This is a genomic window from Streptomyces sp. NPDC058274 (assembly GCF_042881375.1).
In the GTDB taxonomy this organism is placed as follows: Bacteria; Actinomycetota; Actinomycetes; order Streptomycetales; family Streptomycetaceae; genus Streptomyces.
Genome location: NZ_JBHVXW010000003.1, coordinates 90,142 through 106,324 on the forward strand (window position 1 = coordinate 90,142; position 16,183 = coordinate 106,324).

Annotated in this window: 14 protein-coding genes; 2 read left to right on the forward strand and 12 right to left on the reverse strand. The window is 73.2% G+C overall.

The window, feature by feature from the left end:
- Positions 1-164: 164 nt before the first annotated feature.
- The gene (locus tag ACFVYF_RS07665) at positions 165-1,124 is read right to left on the reverse strand and encodes a DMT family transporter (RefSeq protein ID WP_389452361.1); all 960 of its coding nucleotides are present in this window, start codon (positions 1,122-1,124) and stop codon (positions 165-167) included.
- The gene (locus tag ACFVYF_RS07670; RefSeq protein WP_389452364.1) at positions 1,121-1,996 is read right to left on the reverse strand and encodes a phosphatase PAP2 family protein; all 876 of its coding nucleotides are present in this window, start codon (positions 1,994-1,996) and stop codon (positions 1,121-1,123) included. The genes ACFVYF_RS07665 and ACFVYF_RS07670 overlap by 4 nt, the downstream gene beginning before the upstream one ends.
- A gap of 232 nt (positions 1,997-2,228) precedes the next feature.
- Here ACFVYF_RS07670 and ACFVYF_RS07675 point away from each other — a divergent pair, with 232 nt between their 5' ends.
- On the forward strand, positions 2,229-2,843 hold the full coding sequence (locus tag ACFVYF_RS07675; RefSeq protein WP_389452367.1) for a TetR/AcrR family transcriptional regulator C-terminal ligand-binding domain-containing protein: 615 nt from the start codon (positions 2,229-2,231) through the stop codon (positions 2,841-2,843).
- A 137-nt stretch (positions 2,844-2,980) separates the two neighbouring features.
- Here the strand turns inward: ACFVYF_RS07675 and ACFVYF_RS07680 are convergent, their stop codons facing one another.
- From ACFVYF_RS07680 to ACFVYF_RS07690, 3 genes are read right to left on the reverse strand one after another with little or no spacing between them, the layout of a single operon-like run.
- Positions 2,981-3,958 carry a DUF2510 domain-containing protein gene (locus ACFVYF_RS07680; protein ID WP_389452369.1) on the reverse strand — a complete coding sequence of 326 codons (978 nt, stop codon included), beginning with the start codon at positions 3,956-3,958 and terminating at the stop codon, positions 2,981-2,983.
- Between the two features lie 55 nt (positions 3,959-4,013).
- A complete protein-coding gene (locus ACFVYF_RS07685) occupies positions 4,014-5,168 on the reverse strand; it encodes an anhydro-N-acetylmuramic acid kinase (protein WP_389452372.1) in 1,155 nt (384 codons plus the stop codon).
- 4 nt (positions 5,169-5,172) lie between these two features.
- On the reverse strand, positions 5,173-6,471 hold the full coding sequence (locus ACFVYF_RS07690; protein ID WP_389452375.1) for an MFS transporter: 1,299 nt from the start codon (positions 6,469-6,471) through the stop codon (positions 5,173-5,175).
- Positions 6,472-6,744: 273 nt separating this feature from the next.
- Here ACFVYF_RS07690 and ACFVYF_RS07695 point away from each other — a divergent pair, with 273 nt between their 5' ends.
- Positions 6,745-9,414, forward strand: coding sequence for an ATP-binding protein (locus ACFVYF_RS07695; protein WP_389452378.1), 2,670 nt, complete (start codon positions 6,745-6,747; stop codon positions 9,412-9,414).
- 43 nt (positions 9,415-9,457) lie between these two features.
- On the opposite strand, the gene pcaD is transcribed toward ACFVYF_RS07695, so the two are convergent.
- The 7 genes from pcaD to ACFVYF_RS07730 are packed head-to-tail and all read right to left on the reverse strand — an operon-like array spanning position 9,458 to position 16,053.
- Positions 9,458-10,597 (reverse strand): 3-oxoadipate enol-lactonase, encoded by a 1,140-nt coding sequence (gene pcaD, locus ACFVYF_RS07700; protein WP_389452381.1) that lies wholly within the window; start codon positions 10,595-10,597, stop codon positions 9,458-9,460.
- Positions 10,594-12,066: an adenylosuccinate lyase family protein gene (locus ACFVYF_RS07705; protein ID WP_389452384.1), complete on the reverse strand. Its 1,473-nt coding sequence runs from the start codon at positions 12,064-12,066 to the stop codon at positions 10,594-10,596. Before ACFVYF_RS07705 ends, pcaD begins: the two co-directional genes overlap by 4 nt.
- Positions 12,063-12,626 (reverse strand): protocatechuate 3,4-dioxygenase subunit alpha, encoded by a 564-nt coding sequence (pcaG, locus tag ACFVYF_RS07710; RefSeq protein ID WP_389452386.1) that lies wholly within the window; start codon positions 12,624-12,626, stop codon positions 12,063-12,065. The genes ACFVYF_RS07705 and pcaG overlap by 4 nt, the downstream gene beginning before the upstream one ends.
- Positions 12,627-12,631: 5 nt before the next feature.
- A complete protein-coding gene (gene pcaH / locus ACFVYF_RS07715) occupies positions 12,632-13,402 on the reverse strand; it encodes a protocatechuate 3,4-dioxygenase subunit beta (RefSeq protein ID WP_389452389.1) in 771 nt (256 codons plus the stop codon).
- Between the two features lie 10 nt (positions 13,403-13,412).
- Entirely contained in the window at positions 13,413-14,615 is a 1,203-nt protein-coding gene (locus tag ACFVYF_RS07720; RefSeq protein WP_389452392.1) for a thiolase family protein, read from the reverse strand.
- Positions 14,612-15,271 carry a CoA transferase subunit B gene (locus ACFVYF_RS07725; RefSeq protein WP_389452395.1) on the reverse strand — a complete coding sequence of 220 codons (660 nt, stop codon included), beginning with the start codon at positions 15,269-15,271 and terminating at the stop codon, positions 14,612-14,614. The genes ACFVYF_RS07720 and ACFVYF_RS07725 overlap by 4 nt, the downstream gene beginning before the upstream one ends.
- Positions 15,271-16,053 carry a CoA transferase subunit A gene (locus ACFVYF_RS07730; RefSeq protein WP_389452397.1) on the reverse strand — a complete coding sequence of 261 codons (783 nt, stop codon included), beginning with the start codon at positions 16,051-16,053 and terminating at the stop codon, positions 15,271-15,273. Before ACFVYF_RS07730 ends, ACFVYF_RS07725 begins: the two co-directional genes overlap by 1 nt.
- Positions 16,054-16,183: the final 130 nt, after the last annotated feature.

Below are 16,183 nucleotides of genomic sequence, written 5' to 3' on the forward strand. Positions count from 1 at the left end.
GCCCCCCCCCGGCCGGCCCACCCGGGGCTTACCCTCGACCCCCGCGGGGGGGGCGGCCCCGGCCCACCCGGGCGTACGGCGGGGGGGTGGGGGGGGCCCCCACCCCCCCTTCTCGTCTGTGCCGTTGGGGTCCGCCCGGCCGGGGTGCCTCCCGGAGGGGACTTCTAGAGCGGTGTGAGATGTCCTCGCTTCGGCCGCCGCTTCGGCTGTCGCGGCACCAGCGAGGGCTCCTGCGCCGCCGATCCGGGTTCGAGTGCCAGTACCGCGGCCACGGGGTGGTCGTCCAGGGCCGTCCCGGCCGCCGGCTCGGGTGCCGAGCGCGACAGCGTCACCACACCCCAGCCCGCGACGCCCGCGCCCACCGCGGCCAGCAGCACACCCGCCGCGCCGCCCTGCAGACGTTCGCCGAGCAGAACCAGACCGATGGCCGCGGCGGCGACCGGGTTGGCGAGCGTCACCACGGCGAGCGGGGCGCCGAGACCACCGCGGTACGCGGTCTGCGACAGCAGCAGCCCGCCGGTCGCGAAGGCGGCGACCAGCAGGGCCACGACGACGATTTGCGGACTGAGCAGCGGGCCCGTGCGGTCGGTCGCGGCCACCGTCACCGTCTGCGTGAGCGCCGAGGCGACACCCGACGCGAAGCCGGACGCGCCCGCGTGCCGCAGCCCCGGCTTGGCGCCGGGCCGCGCCAGCACCCCGATCACCGCCGCGGTCGCGGCGGCGACGGCCAGCGCCTGAGGCGCGCTGAGGAGCTCCTCGGGCGCCGGGCCGGAAGCCGTGACGAGCAGCGCCGCGAGCCCGATGAGCGTGAGCGCCGTCCCGCGCCATTCGACGGAGCTGACCCGCCGTCCGGCGACCCGCGCGCCCAGCGGCACCGCGGCCACCAGGGTGAGCGCGCCGAGCGGCTGGACCAGGGTGAGCGGTCCGTACTTGAGGGCCGCGACGTGCAGCAGCGCGGCGGACGCGTTGAGCGTCACCGACCACCACCAGGCCCCGTTGCCGAGCAGGTGCAGGATGCCGGTGTCGGCCCCCTTGGCGGCGAGCCGTTCCTGGGCCACCGCGGCGGCTGCGTACGCCACCGCGGAGAACAGCGACAGGACGACGGCGACGAGGGTGGCGCTCATCGTCCCGCTCCTACGAGCTCCGGTACGGATTCCGCGCCTTCGGCACCGACCAGGCGCCCGGTGCGTCCCGCGGTCGTCGCCGTCCGGTGCGGCAGGTGGATCACCGCGAGGGCGATGCCGAGCAGCGCGCCCGCCACGATCGCGTCGAGCCAGTAGTGGTTGGCCGTGCCGACGATCACGAGAAGCGTGAGCAGTGGATGGAGCAGCCACAGCCGGCGCCATCGTGACCTGGTCGCCGCGATGAGGCCGATCGCCACCATCAGTGCCCAGCCGAAGTGCAGCGACGGCATCGCCGCGAACTGGTTGGCCATCGAGTCGGTCGCGGGCCGTGCCCCGTACACCGTCGGCCCGTACACCTGCCCGGTGTCGACGAGACCCGTCATGGCGAGCATCCGGGGCGGGGCGAGCGGGAACGTGAGATGCAGCACCAGGGCGGCGGCGGTGACCGCGGCGAGGATCCGGCGGGCCCACACGTAGTGCGCGGGGCGCCGCAGATACAGCCAGATCAGAAAGGCCGCGGTGGCCGGGAAGTGGACGGTCGCGTAGTAGGTGTTCGCGATGTGGACGAGGGTGTCGCTGTGCAGCAGGGCGCTCTGCACGGCTCCTTCGCCCGGCAGATGCGCGGCCCGCTCCCAGTCCCACACCCGGTGGGCGTTGCGGAACGCCTCGGCGGTGTGGCCGGTGGCCAGCTGCCGGCCGGCCTTGTAGACGACGAAGAGTCCTACGACGAGCAGGAGCTCGCGCACCAGGGGAGGCCGCGCGAGGGTGTCGCGCGATGCCGGGGGTGCGCTCGACGGCCGTGCGGGGGTCTCCCGCCGTGGCCGCCGTACGGCGTCCGGCTCCTGGTCCGCAGGCTCGGTCTGGGAATCCATCCCCCGGCCCCTTTGCTGACGACATTGCTTGGGGTGGTGCTTGGTGAGCCCAGGACACGGTCCACGCCAGGGTGTGGATCCTGTCCAAGGCTCATCGATACGTCAGTGTACCGATACGCCAGTGTACCGATACGGTCGCGTTCCGGTACGGCCCCGTACCGGTACACTGACGTATCGATACACTGGGTGGGAGCACCCGGCCGATCGTCCGACCCGAGCGAGGAGAAGAGCCATGACGTCGCAGGCAGCGGAGGGACCGGAGACGGTCGTCGCCTCGCGCCGCTCCAAGATCACGCCCGAGCGTGAGCAGGAGTTCTACGACGCCGTGCTCGAACAGATCCGTGGCTGCGGCTACGAGGCGCTCACCATGGAGGGCGTGGCCGCGAGCGCCCGGTGCAGCAAGTCCACGCTCTACCGGCAGTGGAAGACCAAGCCCCAGTTCGTGGCCGCCGCACTGCGCTCCAACCGCTGTCCGCGGTTCGCGGGCATCGACACCGGTTCGCTCGCCGGGGACCTGCGCGAGGCCGCGCGGGCGGCGGGCGAGCAGTCGGGCGCGGACACCCAGCTGCTCTCGGCGCTCGGCCACGCGATGATGCAGGACGAGGAACTGCAGCGGGCGCTGCGCGACGCGCTGGTCGAACCCGAGGTCTCCGCGCTCAAGGGGATGATCGACCGCGGGGTGGCCCGCGGTGAGATCGCCGCCGATCATCCGGCGCTGGCGTACATCCCGGCCCAGCTGCTCGGCGTCCTGCGGGTCCGCCCCGTACTGGAGGGGCAGTACGCGGACGCCGCGTATCTCCAGGGCTTTGTGGAGGCGGTCGTGATTCCGGCCCTCGGCCTGACCTGAGACTCAGGCCGCCGTCCGCGGGATGACCGGACGACGGCCTGTCCGCGCCGCACCGTGGGGACGGGGGCGGCGCGCACCCCCCGGCCGGGTGGGGTTCCTCTTGAGCGGAGGGGCGCCCCACCCGGCCGATCTGTGTCCTACACCTTCTGCCCGTTGCCGCCCGTTCCCGACGCCACCTTGATGCCCTTGGTGATCTGGTCGATCACGGTCGCCTTGGAGCTGACGTCGACGCCGAAGCGGACGACGATCAGCGTCTTGGAGTCGGCCGGCGAGGGGAAGGCGAGCGACTCGACGTAGCCGTCGTCGCCCTTGCTCGTGACGACCTTCCAGCGGACCAGATAGCCCTTCTGCCCGGCCACGGTCACCGCCTTGGAGTCCAGCTCCTGGTGTGAGGTGATCTTGCCGTAGGTCGTACCGCCGTAGGACTCCTCGGCGTTCTTGGAGACGTCCTCCTTGGCGGCGGCCTCGGCGGTGGTGGCCTTGAGCTTCAGCGCCACCGCGGGCGCGGAGTACGCCCCGCCCTTGGTGCAGTCCTTGGAGGTGTCACCGGGGCACTTGTAGGAGTCCTTCGACGTCACCGCGGCGGTGCCCATGCCGCTCTCGCCGGTCCAGCCGTCGGGCACCGGAATCGCGATGCCGCCCAGCATGTCGGTGGCATAGCCGTCCTCGGTCTGTGGCTGCGGCTGTCCGGACTGACCCGGTGCGGGCGTCCGTCCGCCCTGGCCGCCGGAGCCTCCCGGGGGTCCGCCGGGACCGCCCGGCGCGGTCTCCGTGCCGCCCTGCCCGCCGGGCGGGGCGGCCGGCACCTGGGAGCCGGCGCTGCTGCTGCCGTCGTCCTTGGTCAGCGCGTACACACCGCCGCCTATGCCCGCGAGGACCGCGACGGCCACGGCGACGGCTATGCCGGTGCGCAGTCCGCGCCGCCCGGAGGCAGGCGCCTGGCCCGGATACCCGCCGGCCGCGGGCGGATGCGCCGGCGGACCCCAGGGGGCGGCCGATCCGACGGGACGGGTCTGCTCCGTCCATTCCTTGCCGTCCCACCAGCGCTCGGTGGGCGGAGCGTCACTTGTCTGCCCGGGGTCGGAGTACCAGCCGGGGGGAGTCACCTGCGTCATGGGTCCACCGTATGAGCCCTGCGTGAAAGGCGGATGAGAGGCCCTCCCGCAGAGGTCAGTTCAGGACGAGCCGCACCGGGCGCCGGTCCGCACGCGGCGGCAGCCGCAGCCCGTCCCGTCCCGGGGTGAGCGAGCCGAGCACGCTGGGATGCCGGGCCCCGGTGCTCGCCGGATCGGTGCCGGCCAGTCCGTGCGCGGTCAGGAAACCGAGGACGGCGAAGGCGTACGCCTCCTTGGCGGCCGACGGCAGACCCAGTTCGTCGGAACTGCGCAGCGGCACACCGGGAAGTTCGGCGCCCAGCATCGACATCAGGACCGGATTGCGGGTGCCGCCGCCGGACGCGATCACCTCCGTCGCCCGCACCGAGCGCACGGCGTCCGCGACCGTCCGGGCGGTCAGCCGGGTCAGGGTCGCGATGACGTCCTCGGCCCGCAGCGTGCCGAGGCCGGCCAGCGCGTCCCGCAGATAGCCGGCATGGAACAGCTCCTTGCCCGTCGTCCTGGGGGCGGGCAGCGCGTAGTACGGCTCGTCGAGCAGCCGCCGCAGCAGCGGCTCGTGGACCGTACCCCGGGCGGCGAGGGCGCCGTCCACGTCGTAGGCGAGCCGCCCGCCGCTCAGGCCCCGTGCGGCGGCGTCCACGAGTGCGCACCCGGGACCCGTGTCGAAGGCCGTTCCGTCGGGTGCGGTGAGGTTGGCGATGCCGCCGAGGTTCAGCGCGACCGGGGTGCCCGGCCGGCCGCGCAGCCACAGCAGGTCGACCAGGCTCACCAGCGGCGCCCCCTGACCACCGGCGGCGATGTCACGAGGACGGAAGTCGGCGACCACCGGCAGGCCGGTCGCCTCGGCGATCCACGCGGGCTGCCCGAGCTGGAGCGTGCCGTGCACCCGTCCCTCGGCCACCCAGTGATAGACGGTCTGGCCGTGCGAGGCGATCAACTCGGCTCCGCCGTCGCACAGTTCGCGGTCGGCGCGGACGGCCGCCGCCGCGAAGGCCTGCCCGATCCGGGTGTCCAGCCGGCACACCTCGGCGAGGCTGGTGGCCGCCGGGGGCAGCGCCGCCGCGAGCGCCTCCCGCAGCTCGTCGTCGTACGCCTCGCTGACCAGTCCCAGCGGCCGCAGGACGAGGCTGTCCCCGTCGAGGGTCAGGGCGGCAGCCGCCGCGTCGATCGCGTCGTACGACGTCCCGGACATCAGGCCGATCACCCGCACGTGCTCAACTCCCTTGTTCCCGCTGCCCGTTCCCGCGGAGCGTGGCCAGGGCGAACACGCTGACGGCGCAGGTGGCCGCGGCGTAGTACCCGGGAATGTCCACGCTCCCGGTCCGCTTGATCGTCTCCGTGATGATGAGGCCGGCGCAGCCCGAGAAGACCGCATTGGACAGGGCGTAGGCGAGTCCCAGGCCGGTGCAGCGCACGCTCGTCGGGAACATCTCGGAGAGCATCGCGGGACCGGGCCCCGCCATCAGCCCGACGACGGCGCCCGCCACGAACACCGCCGCGCCTTTCACGGCGTTCGATGTGCCGCCGTCCTGCAGGAGGTTGAGCAGCGGGACGGCCAGCGCGGTGACCAGGAGCGCGCCCGTCAGCATCACCGGGCGCCGCCCGATCCGGTCGCTGAGCAGCCCCGCCGGGACGATGGTCACCGCGAAGCCCAGATTGGCCACGACCGTGGCGAGCAGCGCCTGCTGGAAGGTCGCGTTCAGCGTGCTCTGCAGATAGGAGGGCAGCACGACCAGGAAGGTGTAGCCGGCCGCCGCCCAGCCCATGATGCGCCCGGCCCCGAGGGCGATCGCCCGTGCGACCGCACGGCCCGGCGGGCTGTCGAGCCGCTGCTCCCGCGTGAACGACGGCGTCTCGTCCAGCCGCAACCGCAGCCACAGCGCGCCGAGACCGAGCGGCAGCGTCAGCAGGAACGGCAGCCGCCAGCCCCAGTCGCCCAGCTGCGCCTCGCTCAGCACGGTGGCCAGCAGCGCCGCCACCCCGGCCCCGCCGAGCAGCCCCAGCGCGACGGTGAAGGACTGCCACGATCCGTACAGCCCCCGCCGGCCCGGCGGCGCGAACTCCGTCATCACCGAGACCGCCCCGCCGAACTCCCCGCCCGCGGACAGCCCTTGGAGCACCCGCAGGAAGGTGAGCAGCCAGGGGGCGAGGGCACCGGCGGTCGCGTACGTGGGCAGCGCGCCGATCAGGGTCGTCGCCGCCGTCATCAGGACGATCACCATGATGAGGACGGGACGGCGGCCGATCCGGTCGCCGAGCCGCCCGAACAGCGCGGCACCGACGGGCCGGAAGAAGAACGCGAGCGCGAAGGACGCGTACGTCTTCACCAGTGCCTCCGCCTCGCTGCCGCCCTCGGGGGTGAAGAACCGCGCCGCGATGATCGTCGCGAAGTAGCCGTAGACGCCGAACTCGTACCACTCGATGAAGTTGCCGACCGAACCCGCGAGCAGGGCGCGGCGGGAGTGCTCGGGCCGGACGGCGCTGGGGTCCGGGCCGTGTACGGGGGCGGTCATGTCGGCTCCTCCCGGGGGCCTGGCCGAAGCGGGGCGGTCGGGTGCCGGGACCGGGCCGGCCCCCGCTGATGTTGGAAAATTAGCTTCATTTCAGGGGCTGTTGACTGTCAATAACTTTCACGGCGGCTGGTCGGAGCCCCGGCGCGTCGCCTTGGGACACCCGCCGTCACCCGACACGGCAACAGGTGGCCGTGACCGGCCTCCACCGCGCCTTCCGGAGGGCTAGGCTCGATATCTGTACGTCGTTCGGGCGACGCCTGGGGAGGTAGCGGGATGACGGACGCACGGCCCGGAGTGGTCGCCTCGGGCGCCCTGTGGGAACGCGCCGGGGAAGTCGCCACGGTCGAGGCGGCGATCACCGCCCTGCGCGCGGACTCGGCATCCTCGGGAAGTCTGCTGGTGTTCACCGGTGAGGCGGGCCTCGGCAAGACGGCACTCCTCGCCGAGGCGCGCCGGATCGCGGAGAGCAGCGGCTGCACGGTGTGGTCGGCACGCGGCGGCGAGACCGTCACGTCCGTTCCCTTCAACGTCGTACGCCAGTTGCTGCAGCCCGCTCTGGTCTCGCTGATGCCGGAGGAGGCCCGCGAGTATCTGGGCGACTGGTACGACATCGCCGGGCCCGCCCTCGGTGTGACGGATCCGGGTGACCGGCAGCCCGACCCGCAGGGCGTGTGCGACGGACTGGTCGCGGCGGTGCGCCGGCTGGCCAGACGCGAGTGGCCGCTCGTGCTGCTCATCGACGACGCGCACTGGGCCGACCAGGAGACCCTGCGCTGGCTGGCCGCGTTCGCCGAGCGACTCAATGACCTGTCCGTCCTGGTCGTGGTCGCCCGCCGCCCCGGCGAGGCGGGCGGGCAGAGCGCAGGCCACCTCGACACGGTCGCCGCCGCGGGAAGCACGATCACCAAGCTGAGCGCGCTGACCCCCGACGCCACGGCCGGGCTCACCCGCGCCACACTCGGCGAGCACGCCGACGCGCCGTTCTGCCGCGAGGTGTGGGCGGTCACCGGCGGCAATCCGTACGAGACGGTGGAACTCCTCGCGAAGGTGCAGGACAGCGAGCTGGACCCGGCCGAGGGATCCGCCGCGGAACTGCGCGCCCTGAACCGCTCGGCCCGTGGCCGCGGCCTCGTCGCGCGCCTCGAAGGCCTCGGCGTCGACGCCACCCGATTCGCGTGGGCGGCCGCGATCCTCGGCACCCAGATCTCCCTCGACCTCGCCGCCCAGCTCGCCGGAATGCCCCGTGACGAGGGGCTGCGCTGCGCCGAACTGCTCGGCGCCGCCCGCATTCTCACCACCGGCCCGCCCGCGAACGACCAAGTACCCGAAGGCGACCTGGAGTTCGTGCACCCGCTGATCGCCAGCGCCGTCTACCGCTCGATCCCGGACGCCCTGCGCACCGCGATGCACGGCCAGGCGGCCTGGGCCGTCACCGAGTCCGGCCGAGGGCCCGCGGCGGCCTCCCGGCACCTCCTCGAAGTACACCCGGACGACGATCCGGAGCTGGTCCAGCAGATGCGGGACGCGGCCCGCGAACACCTCGCCGTCGGTGCCCCCGACGCGGCCCGCCGCTGTCTCGAGCGCGCCCTGCGCGAACCGCCCCTGCCGGACATCCACGCGCGCGTGCTCTACGAACTGGGCTGCGCCACCCTGCTGACCGCGCCCGCCAAGACCATCGGCCACCTGCGTGCCGCGCTCGACATGCGAGGCCTCGAAGGCGAACTGCGCGTCGACGCCGTCTACCGCCTCTCGCAGGCCCTCCTGCACAACGACCAGCTGGAGGAGGCCGTCCGCACGGTCGACGCCGAGGCGGCGCGCCTCGAACCGGGGCCGGCCCGGATGCGCCTGCAGGCCGTGCACTACATGTGGGAGGGCATCCACGCCGGAGAGGACGGGTCCCCGGGGCGCTCCCGCGGCCTCGCCGAACTCGCCGGGACGTGCACCGGCCGGGACAACTCCGAGCGCGCGCTGCTCATTCTGCGCGGCTTCGACGCGATGACCCGCGGCGAGAACGCCGAGGAGGTCGTGGAACTCTGCGACCGTGCCCTCGTCAACGGCCGCCTCGCACCCGGACTCGGCTGGACCGACACCGAGTGGGGCATCGAGCTCCTGATGATGCTGAGCAGTTCGTACGCCTACGCGGACCGGCTCGACCGGGCGGAGAGCCTGTTCAGCGAAGCGTTACGCGCCTACGAGTCGGCCGGCTGGAGCGGCGGCCATCTCGCCCTGGCCCACGCCTATCTCGGCCTCGCGCACCGCAGGCGGGGCCGCCTCGTCGAGGCGGAGGCCGCCCAGCGCGAATCGCTGCGCCTGGCCGAACGCGTGGGCCGCGGATTGCCCCTGTACTGGTCCTCGACCTGCGGCCTCATCGACACGCTCCTCGCCCGAGGCCACGTCGGGCAGGCCGCGGAACTCGCCGAGCGGTTCGGCTTCGCACCGCCGTACCCGTCCACGATCGTGCTGCCGGACACCCGTTCCGTCCGCGGCCGGCTGCTGCTGGCCCTCGGCCGTACCAAGGAAGGCATCAACGAACTGGAGGCGGCCGAGAAGGCGGCCACCGCTCGGGGGCACCACAACACGGTGCTGGCACCCTGGGCGGTCGACCTGGCCAGGGCGCTGGCGGTCGACGACCCGGTGCGCGCGGCGGCGGTGGCCGCCGACGCCCGGCGCCAGGCCGAGCGCTTCGGCACCGACACCGCCATCGGTGAGGCGCTGCGCTGCGCGGCGGCCCTGGAGTCGGGCCAGCGGGCGGTACGGCTGGCCGCCCAGGCGGTCACCTACCTGGAGGCCTCCCCCTGCCAGTACGAACACGCGGCCGCCCGCGTCGAGTACGGCCTTGTCTCCCGCTCGGCCATGGAGCTCAACAAGGGCCTGACACTGGCCCGTTCGTGCGGGGCGGACGGCCTGGCGGCGAAGGCGGAGGAAGCGCTGAAGGGCTTCTAGCTCCGATCGGCTCGGCCCCGGCCGTGCCGCCCTCGGGGAACCCTCAACCCCCGTCCGCGTCCTCCTCCGCCAGCACCCGCTGGGCCACCGCGAACGCCGAATTGGCCGCCGGGACACCGCAGTACACCGCGGTCTGGAGCAGCACCGCGCCGATCTCCTCCGGGGTGAGTCCGTTGCGCCGCGCCGCCCGCACGTGCATCGCCAGTTCGTCGGAGTGGCCGTGTGCGACCAGCGCCGTCAGCGTGATCAGGCTGCGCTCGCGGTGCGAGAGCGTGGGGTCCGTCCAGATCTCGCCCCAGGCGTAGCGCGAGATGAAGTCCTGGAAGCGGGCGGTGAAGGGCGTCTGCCGGGCCTGGGCGCGGTCCACATGGGCATCGCCGAGGACCTGACGGCGTACCTCCATACCGCGCCGCGCCAGTCCGTCCAGATGCCCGCGCAGCGCGGCGAGCACGGCTTCCGGGCGCTCGGCGGGGGCCAGATGCGAGGCACCCGCGATCTCGGTGAGCGAGGCGCCGGGCACCGCGTCCGCGATCTCCCGCAGATGCGCGGGCGGTGTCGCCGGGTCCTCGCGGCCCGCGATCAGCAGGGTCGGGGCCCCGATCGCCGGCAGCCGGTCCCGGAGGTCGAACGCGGCGAGCGCGTCACAGCAGGCGGCGTATGCCTCCGGGTCGGCCTCGCGAAGGTCCGCCACCAGCCGCGGCACCGTGAAGCCGGGCGTGAACCAGCGGGCGTCGGCGGTCGCCGCGACCGGCGCCAGACCCTCCCGGCGGACCAGCCCGGCGCGTTCCTGCCACGGCTTGGAGCCGTTGAAGTGCGCGGAGGAGCAGATGACGGCGAGGGACGCGACGCGCTCCGGGTGGTACACGGCCAGGTGCAGACCGACCGCGCCGCCCAGCGAGACGCCCGCGTACGCGAAGCGGTCGATGCCCAGCGCGTCGGCGAGCGCGAGGACCAGGCCCGCGAGGTCGCCGACCGTCGCGCCCGGGCCGATCAGGTCCGCGGGCGAGTCGCCGTGCCCCGGCAGGTCCCAGCGGATCACCCGATGGGTGACGGACAGCTCGGGGGCGACCTGGTCCCACAGCGCCGTGGAGGTGCCGAGGGAGGGGCCGAGGAGCAGTGGGGGAGCCGCGTGGGGCCCCTCGGCCCGGTGGTGCAGCAGCGTGCCGGACGGCTCGGTGGTCAAGGTCGCTCCAGGGCACGGTCGGTGAGGGCTCCGGCGGAGCCGAGATAGCGGGTGGGATCGGTGAGGTCACCGAGGTCGAGGTCCTTGAGCTCCGGCTCCTCGCGGAGCAGCTCCAGGAGGGTGCGGTCCTCGGCGACGGCACGCCGGGCGGTCCGCGTCAGCAGTTCCCTGGCACGCGGCCGGCCCAGCACGGGCGCGAGTCCGGCGGCCAGCCGTTCGGAGACGATCAGCCCATGGGTGAGGCCGAGGTGCTCCCGCATGGCGTCGGTGTTCACCTGGAGGCCTCCGGCCAGCTCCGCCGCGTCATGGGCCGCGCCGCCGACCAGCCGCAGCAGCTCACGCAACGGCTCCCACTCGGCATGCCAGGCGCCGGCCGGCCGCTCGTCCTCGGCGGCCATCGACCCGTAGAGAGTGGCGGCGAGCTGCGGCGCCCGGCGGGCCGCGGCCGCCACCAGGGTCGCCCGTACGGGGTTCGCCTTGTGCGGCATCGCGGACGAGCCGCCGCCGGTGCCCTCCGCGACTTCGGCGATCTCGGTACGCGCGAGGGTGAGCACGTCGACCGCGGTCTTGCCGAGGGCACCGGCCGTGAAGGCGAGTGCTCCGGCCAGGTCCGCGACGGGGGTGCGGAGGGTGTGCCATGGCAACACCGGTTCGGCCAGGCCGAGTTCACGGGCGTACGCGGCGATCAGGGCTCGAGTGTCCACCGGTGTCGGTGCGGGCGTGACTGCGCCTGCGCCTGCGCCGTCGCCGGAGGGCTCGCCCGCAGTGCCGGCCGGCGTCCGCGCCGCGCCCCCCGACGGACTCCCGTCCCGGCCCCGGCCGGCACGCGCGGCCTCCGCCCCGAACACCGCGAACGCCGCCAACGTGCCCGCCGCGCCGCCGAGTTGGACCGGCAGCGAGGCGCGTACGGCGGAGAGCCGGTCCCTGGCGTCGAGGACCAGCGAGCGCCACCCCGCCGCCTTCAGACCGAAGGTCGTCGGCACAGCGTGCTGCGTGAGCGTCCGCCCGGGCATCGCGGCATCCCGGTACCGGGCGGCGAGCCGGCCCAGCGCTCGCTGCGTACGCTCCAGGTCGGCCAGGACGAGGTCCAGCGTGCGGGCGGCCACCAGCATCGCCGCGGTGTCCATGATGTCCTGGCTGGTGGCACCCCGGTGGACGTACGGGCCGTGCTCCGGGCCGGCCGCCGCCGTCAGATCGGCGACGAGCGGGATCACCGGATTGCCGCCGCTCCGGGCCCGCAGCGCGATCGCCCGTACGTCGAAACGCGTCACGTCGGCCGCGCCCGACACCGCCGAGGCCGCCTCCGCCGGGGCCAGCCCGAGCGCCGCCTGCGCCCGGGTCAGCGCGGCCTCCGCGTCCAGCAGGGCCCGCAGATAGGCGGTGTCGCCGGTCGCGGACGCCGCCGGGGTACCCGCCCATCCGGGCGCGAGCAGGCCGGTGTCGGAGTCGGCGGGGTCGTCAGCTGTCACTGGAACTCCAGGAAGACCGTTTCGCCTTCGCCCTGAAGGCGGATGTCGAAACGGTACGTCCGGTTCGTGCCCTCGCTCGCGATCAGCGTGGCGCGTCGGCCGGCCGGCAGCGAGTCGAGCAACGGGTCCACGCCGTCCGTGAGATAGGCGCGGGTGAACAGGTGGTGCAGCAGCCCGCGCGCGAACACGCACACACTGATGTACGGCAGCCCGGCGTTGCCCGGCGGCAGCGTGTGCAGCGAGTAGTGGCCATCGGCGTCCGTGGCGACCCGGCCGAAGCCGGTGAAGTCGGTGCCGTTGCGGCCGAGGTGGCCGCCGGTCACCGGGTCACGGCGCAGGGACCCGGGCACGCCCTCCAGCGATCCGTCCGGGGCCGCCTGCCAGAACTCGAGCAGGGCGTCCGGGACCGGCCGGCCCGCGCCGTCGAGCACGTACCCGTGCAGCGTGATCGTGTCGGGGTGCCCCTTCGGGGCCACCTGCTCGCCCTCCGGGAAGGGCAGGGCATAGCCGTAGAACGGGCCGACGGTGTGGGACGGGGTGGGGAGAAGCTTCTCGCTCATGGCGTTCAGCGACCTTCCTCGATCCAGGTGGCGGAGGGACCGTCGAGGACGATGTCCCACTCGTAGCCGAGCGAGAACTCGGGCTGGGAGAGGTCGTGCCGGTACGCCGCGACCAGCCGGTCCCGGGCCGGCTCGTCGGTCACCGACCGCAGGATCGGGTCGTAACGGAACAGCGGGTCGTTCGGGAAGTACATCTGCGTCACGAGGCGTTGGGTGAACGCCGTGCCGAACAGCGAGAAGTGGATGTGCGCGGGCCGCCACGCGTTGGTGTGATTGCGCCAGGGGTACGCGCCGGGCTTGACCGTGGTGAAGCGGTACCGTCCCTGATCATCCGTCAGGGTCCGCCCCACACCGGTGAAGTTGGGGTCGAGCGGGGCCGGGTGCTGGTCGCGCAGGTGGGCGTACCGGCCGGAGGCGTTGGCCTGCCAGATCTCGACGAGCTGACCGCGTACCGGACGGCCATCGCTGTCGAGCAGCCGTCCGGAGACGGTGATGCGCTCGCCGAGCGGCTCGCCCTGGTGCTGGACCGTGAGATCGCTGTCGGTCTCGGTGATGTCGGTGGGGCCGAAGACGGGCCCGGACAGCTCGACCGTCTCCGGGTCACCGCCGCTGACGGCGACGAGCGGCTGCTTGGGGTGGCGCAGCACCGAGCTGCGGTACGGCGCGTAGTCGCGCGGCGGGTGGTGGCGTACCGGCGCTCCGCCGGCCACCGCCTTGTCGTACGCGTTCTGGATGTCGTCGATCTCGGCGTCGATGTCCGACTGGGTGAGAGCCATGGGTGGGTTCCTATCGCTCGAGGACGAGGGCGAGGCCCTGGCCCACGCCGATGCAGAGGGTGGCGACGCCGACTCCGCTGCCTTCGCGGGCGAGTTGATGGGCGACGGTGCCGGCGAGCCGGGCGCCGGACGCGCCCAGGGGGTGACCGAGGGCGATGGCGCCGCCCTGCGGGTTGAGGACGGCCTGGTCGAACCCGGGCCACTCGGCCACGCAGCCGAGCACCTGCGCGGCGAAGGCCTCGTTGAGTTCGAGAGTCGTCAGGTCGTCGAATGTCCTGCCGGCCTTGCTGAGTGCGCGGTTGACGGCCTCGACGGGCGCGAGTCCGAAGTACTGCGGATCGATCGCGGAGACGCCGCTCGCCGAGACCCGGGCCAGCGGCTCGCGGCCGGTGGCCTTCAGCCCTTCGTCGTCGACGAGGAGCAGTGCGGCGGCGCCGTCGTTGAGCGGGGAGGCGTTGCCGGCCGTCACCGTTCCGTTCTCGGTGCGGAAGGACGGCTTGAGCCTGGCCATCGCGTCCAGGGAGGCCTCGGCGCGCACGCATTCGTCCGCGTCGAAGACGACGGGGTCGCCCTTGCGGCGCGTGACGGAGACCGGGACGAGTTCGCCGTCGAAGAGCCCGGCCGTCTGCGCGGCGGCCGCCTTGTGGTGACTGTGCAGCGCGAACTCGTCCTGCTGCTCCCGGGTGATCTTGTGCTTCTCGGCGATGAGTTCGGCGGACTCGCCGAGCGGGACGGTCCACTGCGGGTTCATCCCCGGGTTGACCATGCGCCAGCCGAGGGTGGTGGAGTACAGCTCGGCGTGGGCGGCGGGGAAGGGCTGGTCGCTCTTGGGCAGGACGTAGGGGGCGCGGGTCATCGACTCGACGCCGCCGGCCAGGGCGATGGAGGCGTCGCCGACCGCGATGGCCCGCGCGGCCTGGATGACGGCTTCGAGACCGGAGGCGCAGAGCCGGTTCACGCTCACGCCGGGCACGGAGGTGGGCAGGCCCGCCAGCAGCACGGCCATGCGGGCGACGTTGCGGTTGTCCTCGCCGGCGCCGTTCGCGTTGCCGACGTACACGTCCTCGATCCGTGACGGGTCCAGGGCGGGTGTGCGGGCGAGGAGTTCACGGATGGCGTGGGCGGCCAGGTCGTCGGGGCGGACGGCGGCCAGCGATCCGTTGTACCTGCCGAACGGCGTGCGCACCGCATCGACGATGTAGACGTCCTTCACGACGTGACCTCCTCGGCCAGTCCGTCCGCGACGCGGACCTTGGCGGCTGTCCTGGTGATGATCTCCTCGACGGTGACGCCGGGCGCGGTCTCCCTCAGCACCAGGCCGTCCTCGGCGACGTCGAGGACACCGAGATCGGTGATCACCCGGTCGACACAGGCCCTGCCGGTCAGCGGCAGCGCGCACTCCTCAAGGATCTTGGGGGAGCCGTCCTTGGCGGTGTGGGTCATCACGACGATGACCGTGCGGGCACCGTGCACGAGGTCCATCGCCCCGCCGATGCCGGTGATCATCTTGCCGGGGATGGCCCAGTTGGCGAGGTCGCCGCCCGCGGACACCTGCATCGCACCGAGTACGGCGACGTCGATGTGCCCGCCGCGGATCATGCCGAAGGACAGCGAGGAGTCGAAGTAGGAGGCGCCGGGCAGGACGGTGACCGTCTCCTTGCCGGCGTTGATGAGGTCCGGGTCCACCTGGTCCTCGGCCGGATACGGGCCGGTGCCCAGGATGCCGTTCTCGGACTCCAGGATCACCTCGACGCCTGGCGGAAGGTAGTTGGGGATCAGGGTCGGCAGCCCGATGCCGAGATTGACGTACTGTCCGTCCGCCAGTTCGCGGGCCGCCCGGGCAGCCATTTCCTCACGTGTCCAGGCCATCACTCGCCCACCGTCCCGCCGGCCCGGGGTGCCGACACCGTCCGCTTCTCGATCATCTTCGCGTTCGCCTGCTCGGGCGTGAGGGCAAGGACACGCTGCACGAAGATGCCCGGCAGATGCACCGCGTCCGGGTCGATCCCGCCCGGCTCCACGAGCTCCTCCACCTCGGCGATCGTCACCCGGCCGGCCATCGCGGCCAGCGGGTTGAAATTGCGGGTGGACTTGTTGAAGACCAGGTTCCCGTGCCGGTCGCCCTTGGCGGCCCGCACCAGCGCGAAGTCGGTGCGGATGCCGTGCTCCAGTACGTACTCGGTGCCCTCGAACTCCCGCACCTCCTTGGGCGGCGAGGCCAGCGCGACACCACCGGAACCGTCGTACCGCCACGGCAGTCCGCCCTCGGCGACCTGCGTGCCGACGCCGGCGGGGGTGTAGAACGCGGGGATCCCGGCGCCGCCCGCCCGCAGCCGCTCGGCGAGGGTGCCCTGCGGGATCATCTCCACCTCCAGCTCACCGGCCAGGTACTGCCGGGCGAACTCCTTGTTCCCGCCGATGTACGACCCCGTGACCCGGGCGATCCGCCCCGCCGCGAGGAGCACCGCGAGACCCGACTCCATCGCCCCGCAGTTGTTGGAGACCACGCCCAGCCCCGAGACCCCGCGCTCGTACAGAGCCTGGATCAGCACGTTCGGCACACCGCTCAGCCCGAATCCGCCCACCGCGAGAGTCGCGCCGTCCGGTACATCGGCCACCGCCTCCAGGGCTGTGTCGACCACCTTGTCCATCCGTGAAGCCCCATCTCTCCCGAGCCTCCAGCACCTCAATTAGTCAGGGCACTGATTATTTCTTCGAGGTGACAAACACGCTGCCACCCGATCCCTCGCCCGTCAAGGCTCCAAGAGATCGCACAGGTAG

What these genes read in the sequence shown, in the direction of transcription:
- ACFVYF_RS07665 (WP_389452361.1), bottom strand. Translation starts at nt 1,124, where the DNA reads ATGAGCGCCACCCTCGTCGCCGTCGTCCTGTCGCTGTTCTCCGCGGTG.
- ACFVYF_RS07670 (WP_389452364.1), bottom strand. Translation starts at nt 1,996, where the DNA reads ATGGATTCCCAGACCGAGCCTGCGGACCAGGAGCCGGACGCCGTACGG.
- ACFVYF_RS07675 (WP_389452367.1), top strand. Translation starts at nt 2,229, where the DNA reads ATGACGTCGCAGGCAGCGGAGGGACCGGAGACGGTCGTCGCCTCGCGC.
- ACFVYF_RS07680 (WP_389452369.1), bottom strand. Translation starts at nt 3,958, where the DNA reads ATGACGCAGGTGACTCCCCCCGGCTGGTACTCCGACCCCGGGCAGACA.
- ACFVYF_RS07690 (WP_389452375.1), bottom strand. Translation starts at nt 6,471, where the DNA reads ATGACCGCCCCCGTACACGGCCCGGACCCCAGCGCCGTCCGGCCCGAG.
- ACFVYF_RS07695 (WP_389452378.1), top strand. Translation starts at nt 6,745, where the DNA reads ATGACGGACGCACGGCCCGGAGTGGTCGCCTCGGGCGCCCTGTGGGAA.
- pcaG (WP_389452386.1), bottom strand. Translation starts at nt 12,626, where the DNA reads ATGAGCGAGAAGCTTCTCCCCACCCCGTCCCACACCGTCGGCCCGTTC.
- pcaH (WP_389452389.1), bottom strand. Translation starts at nt 13,402, where the DNA reads ATGGCTCTCACCCAGTCGGACATCGACGCCGAGATCGACGACATCCAG.
- ACFVYF_RS07725 (WP_389452395.1), bottom strand. Translation starts at nt 15,271, where the DNA reads ATGGCCTGGACACGTGAGGAAATGGCTGCCCGGGCGGCCCGCGAACTG.
- ACFVYF_RS07730 (WP_389452397.1), bottom strand. Translation starts at nt 16,053, where the DNA reads ATGGACAAGGTGGTCGACACAGCCCTGGAGGCGGTGGCCGATGTACCG.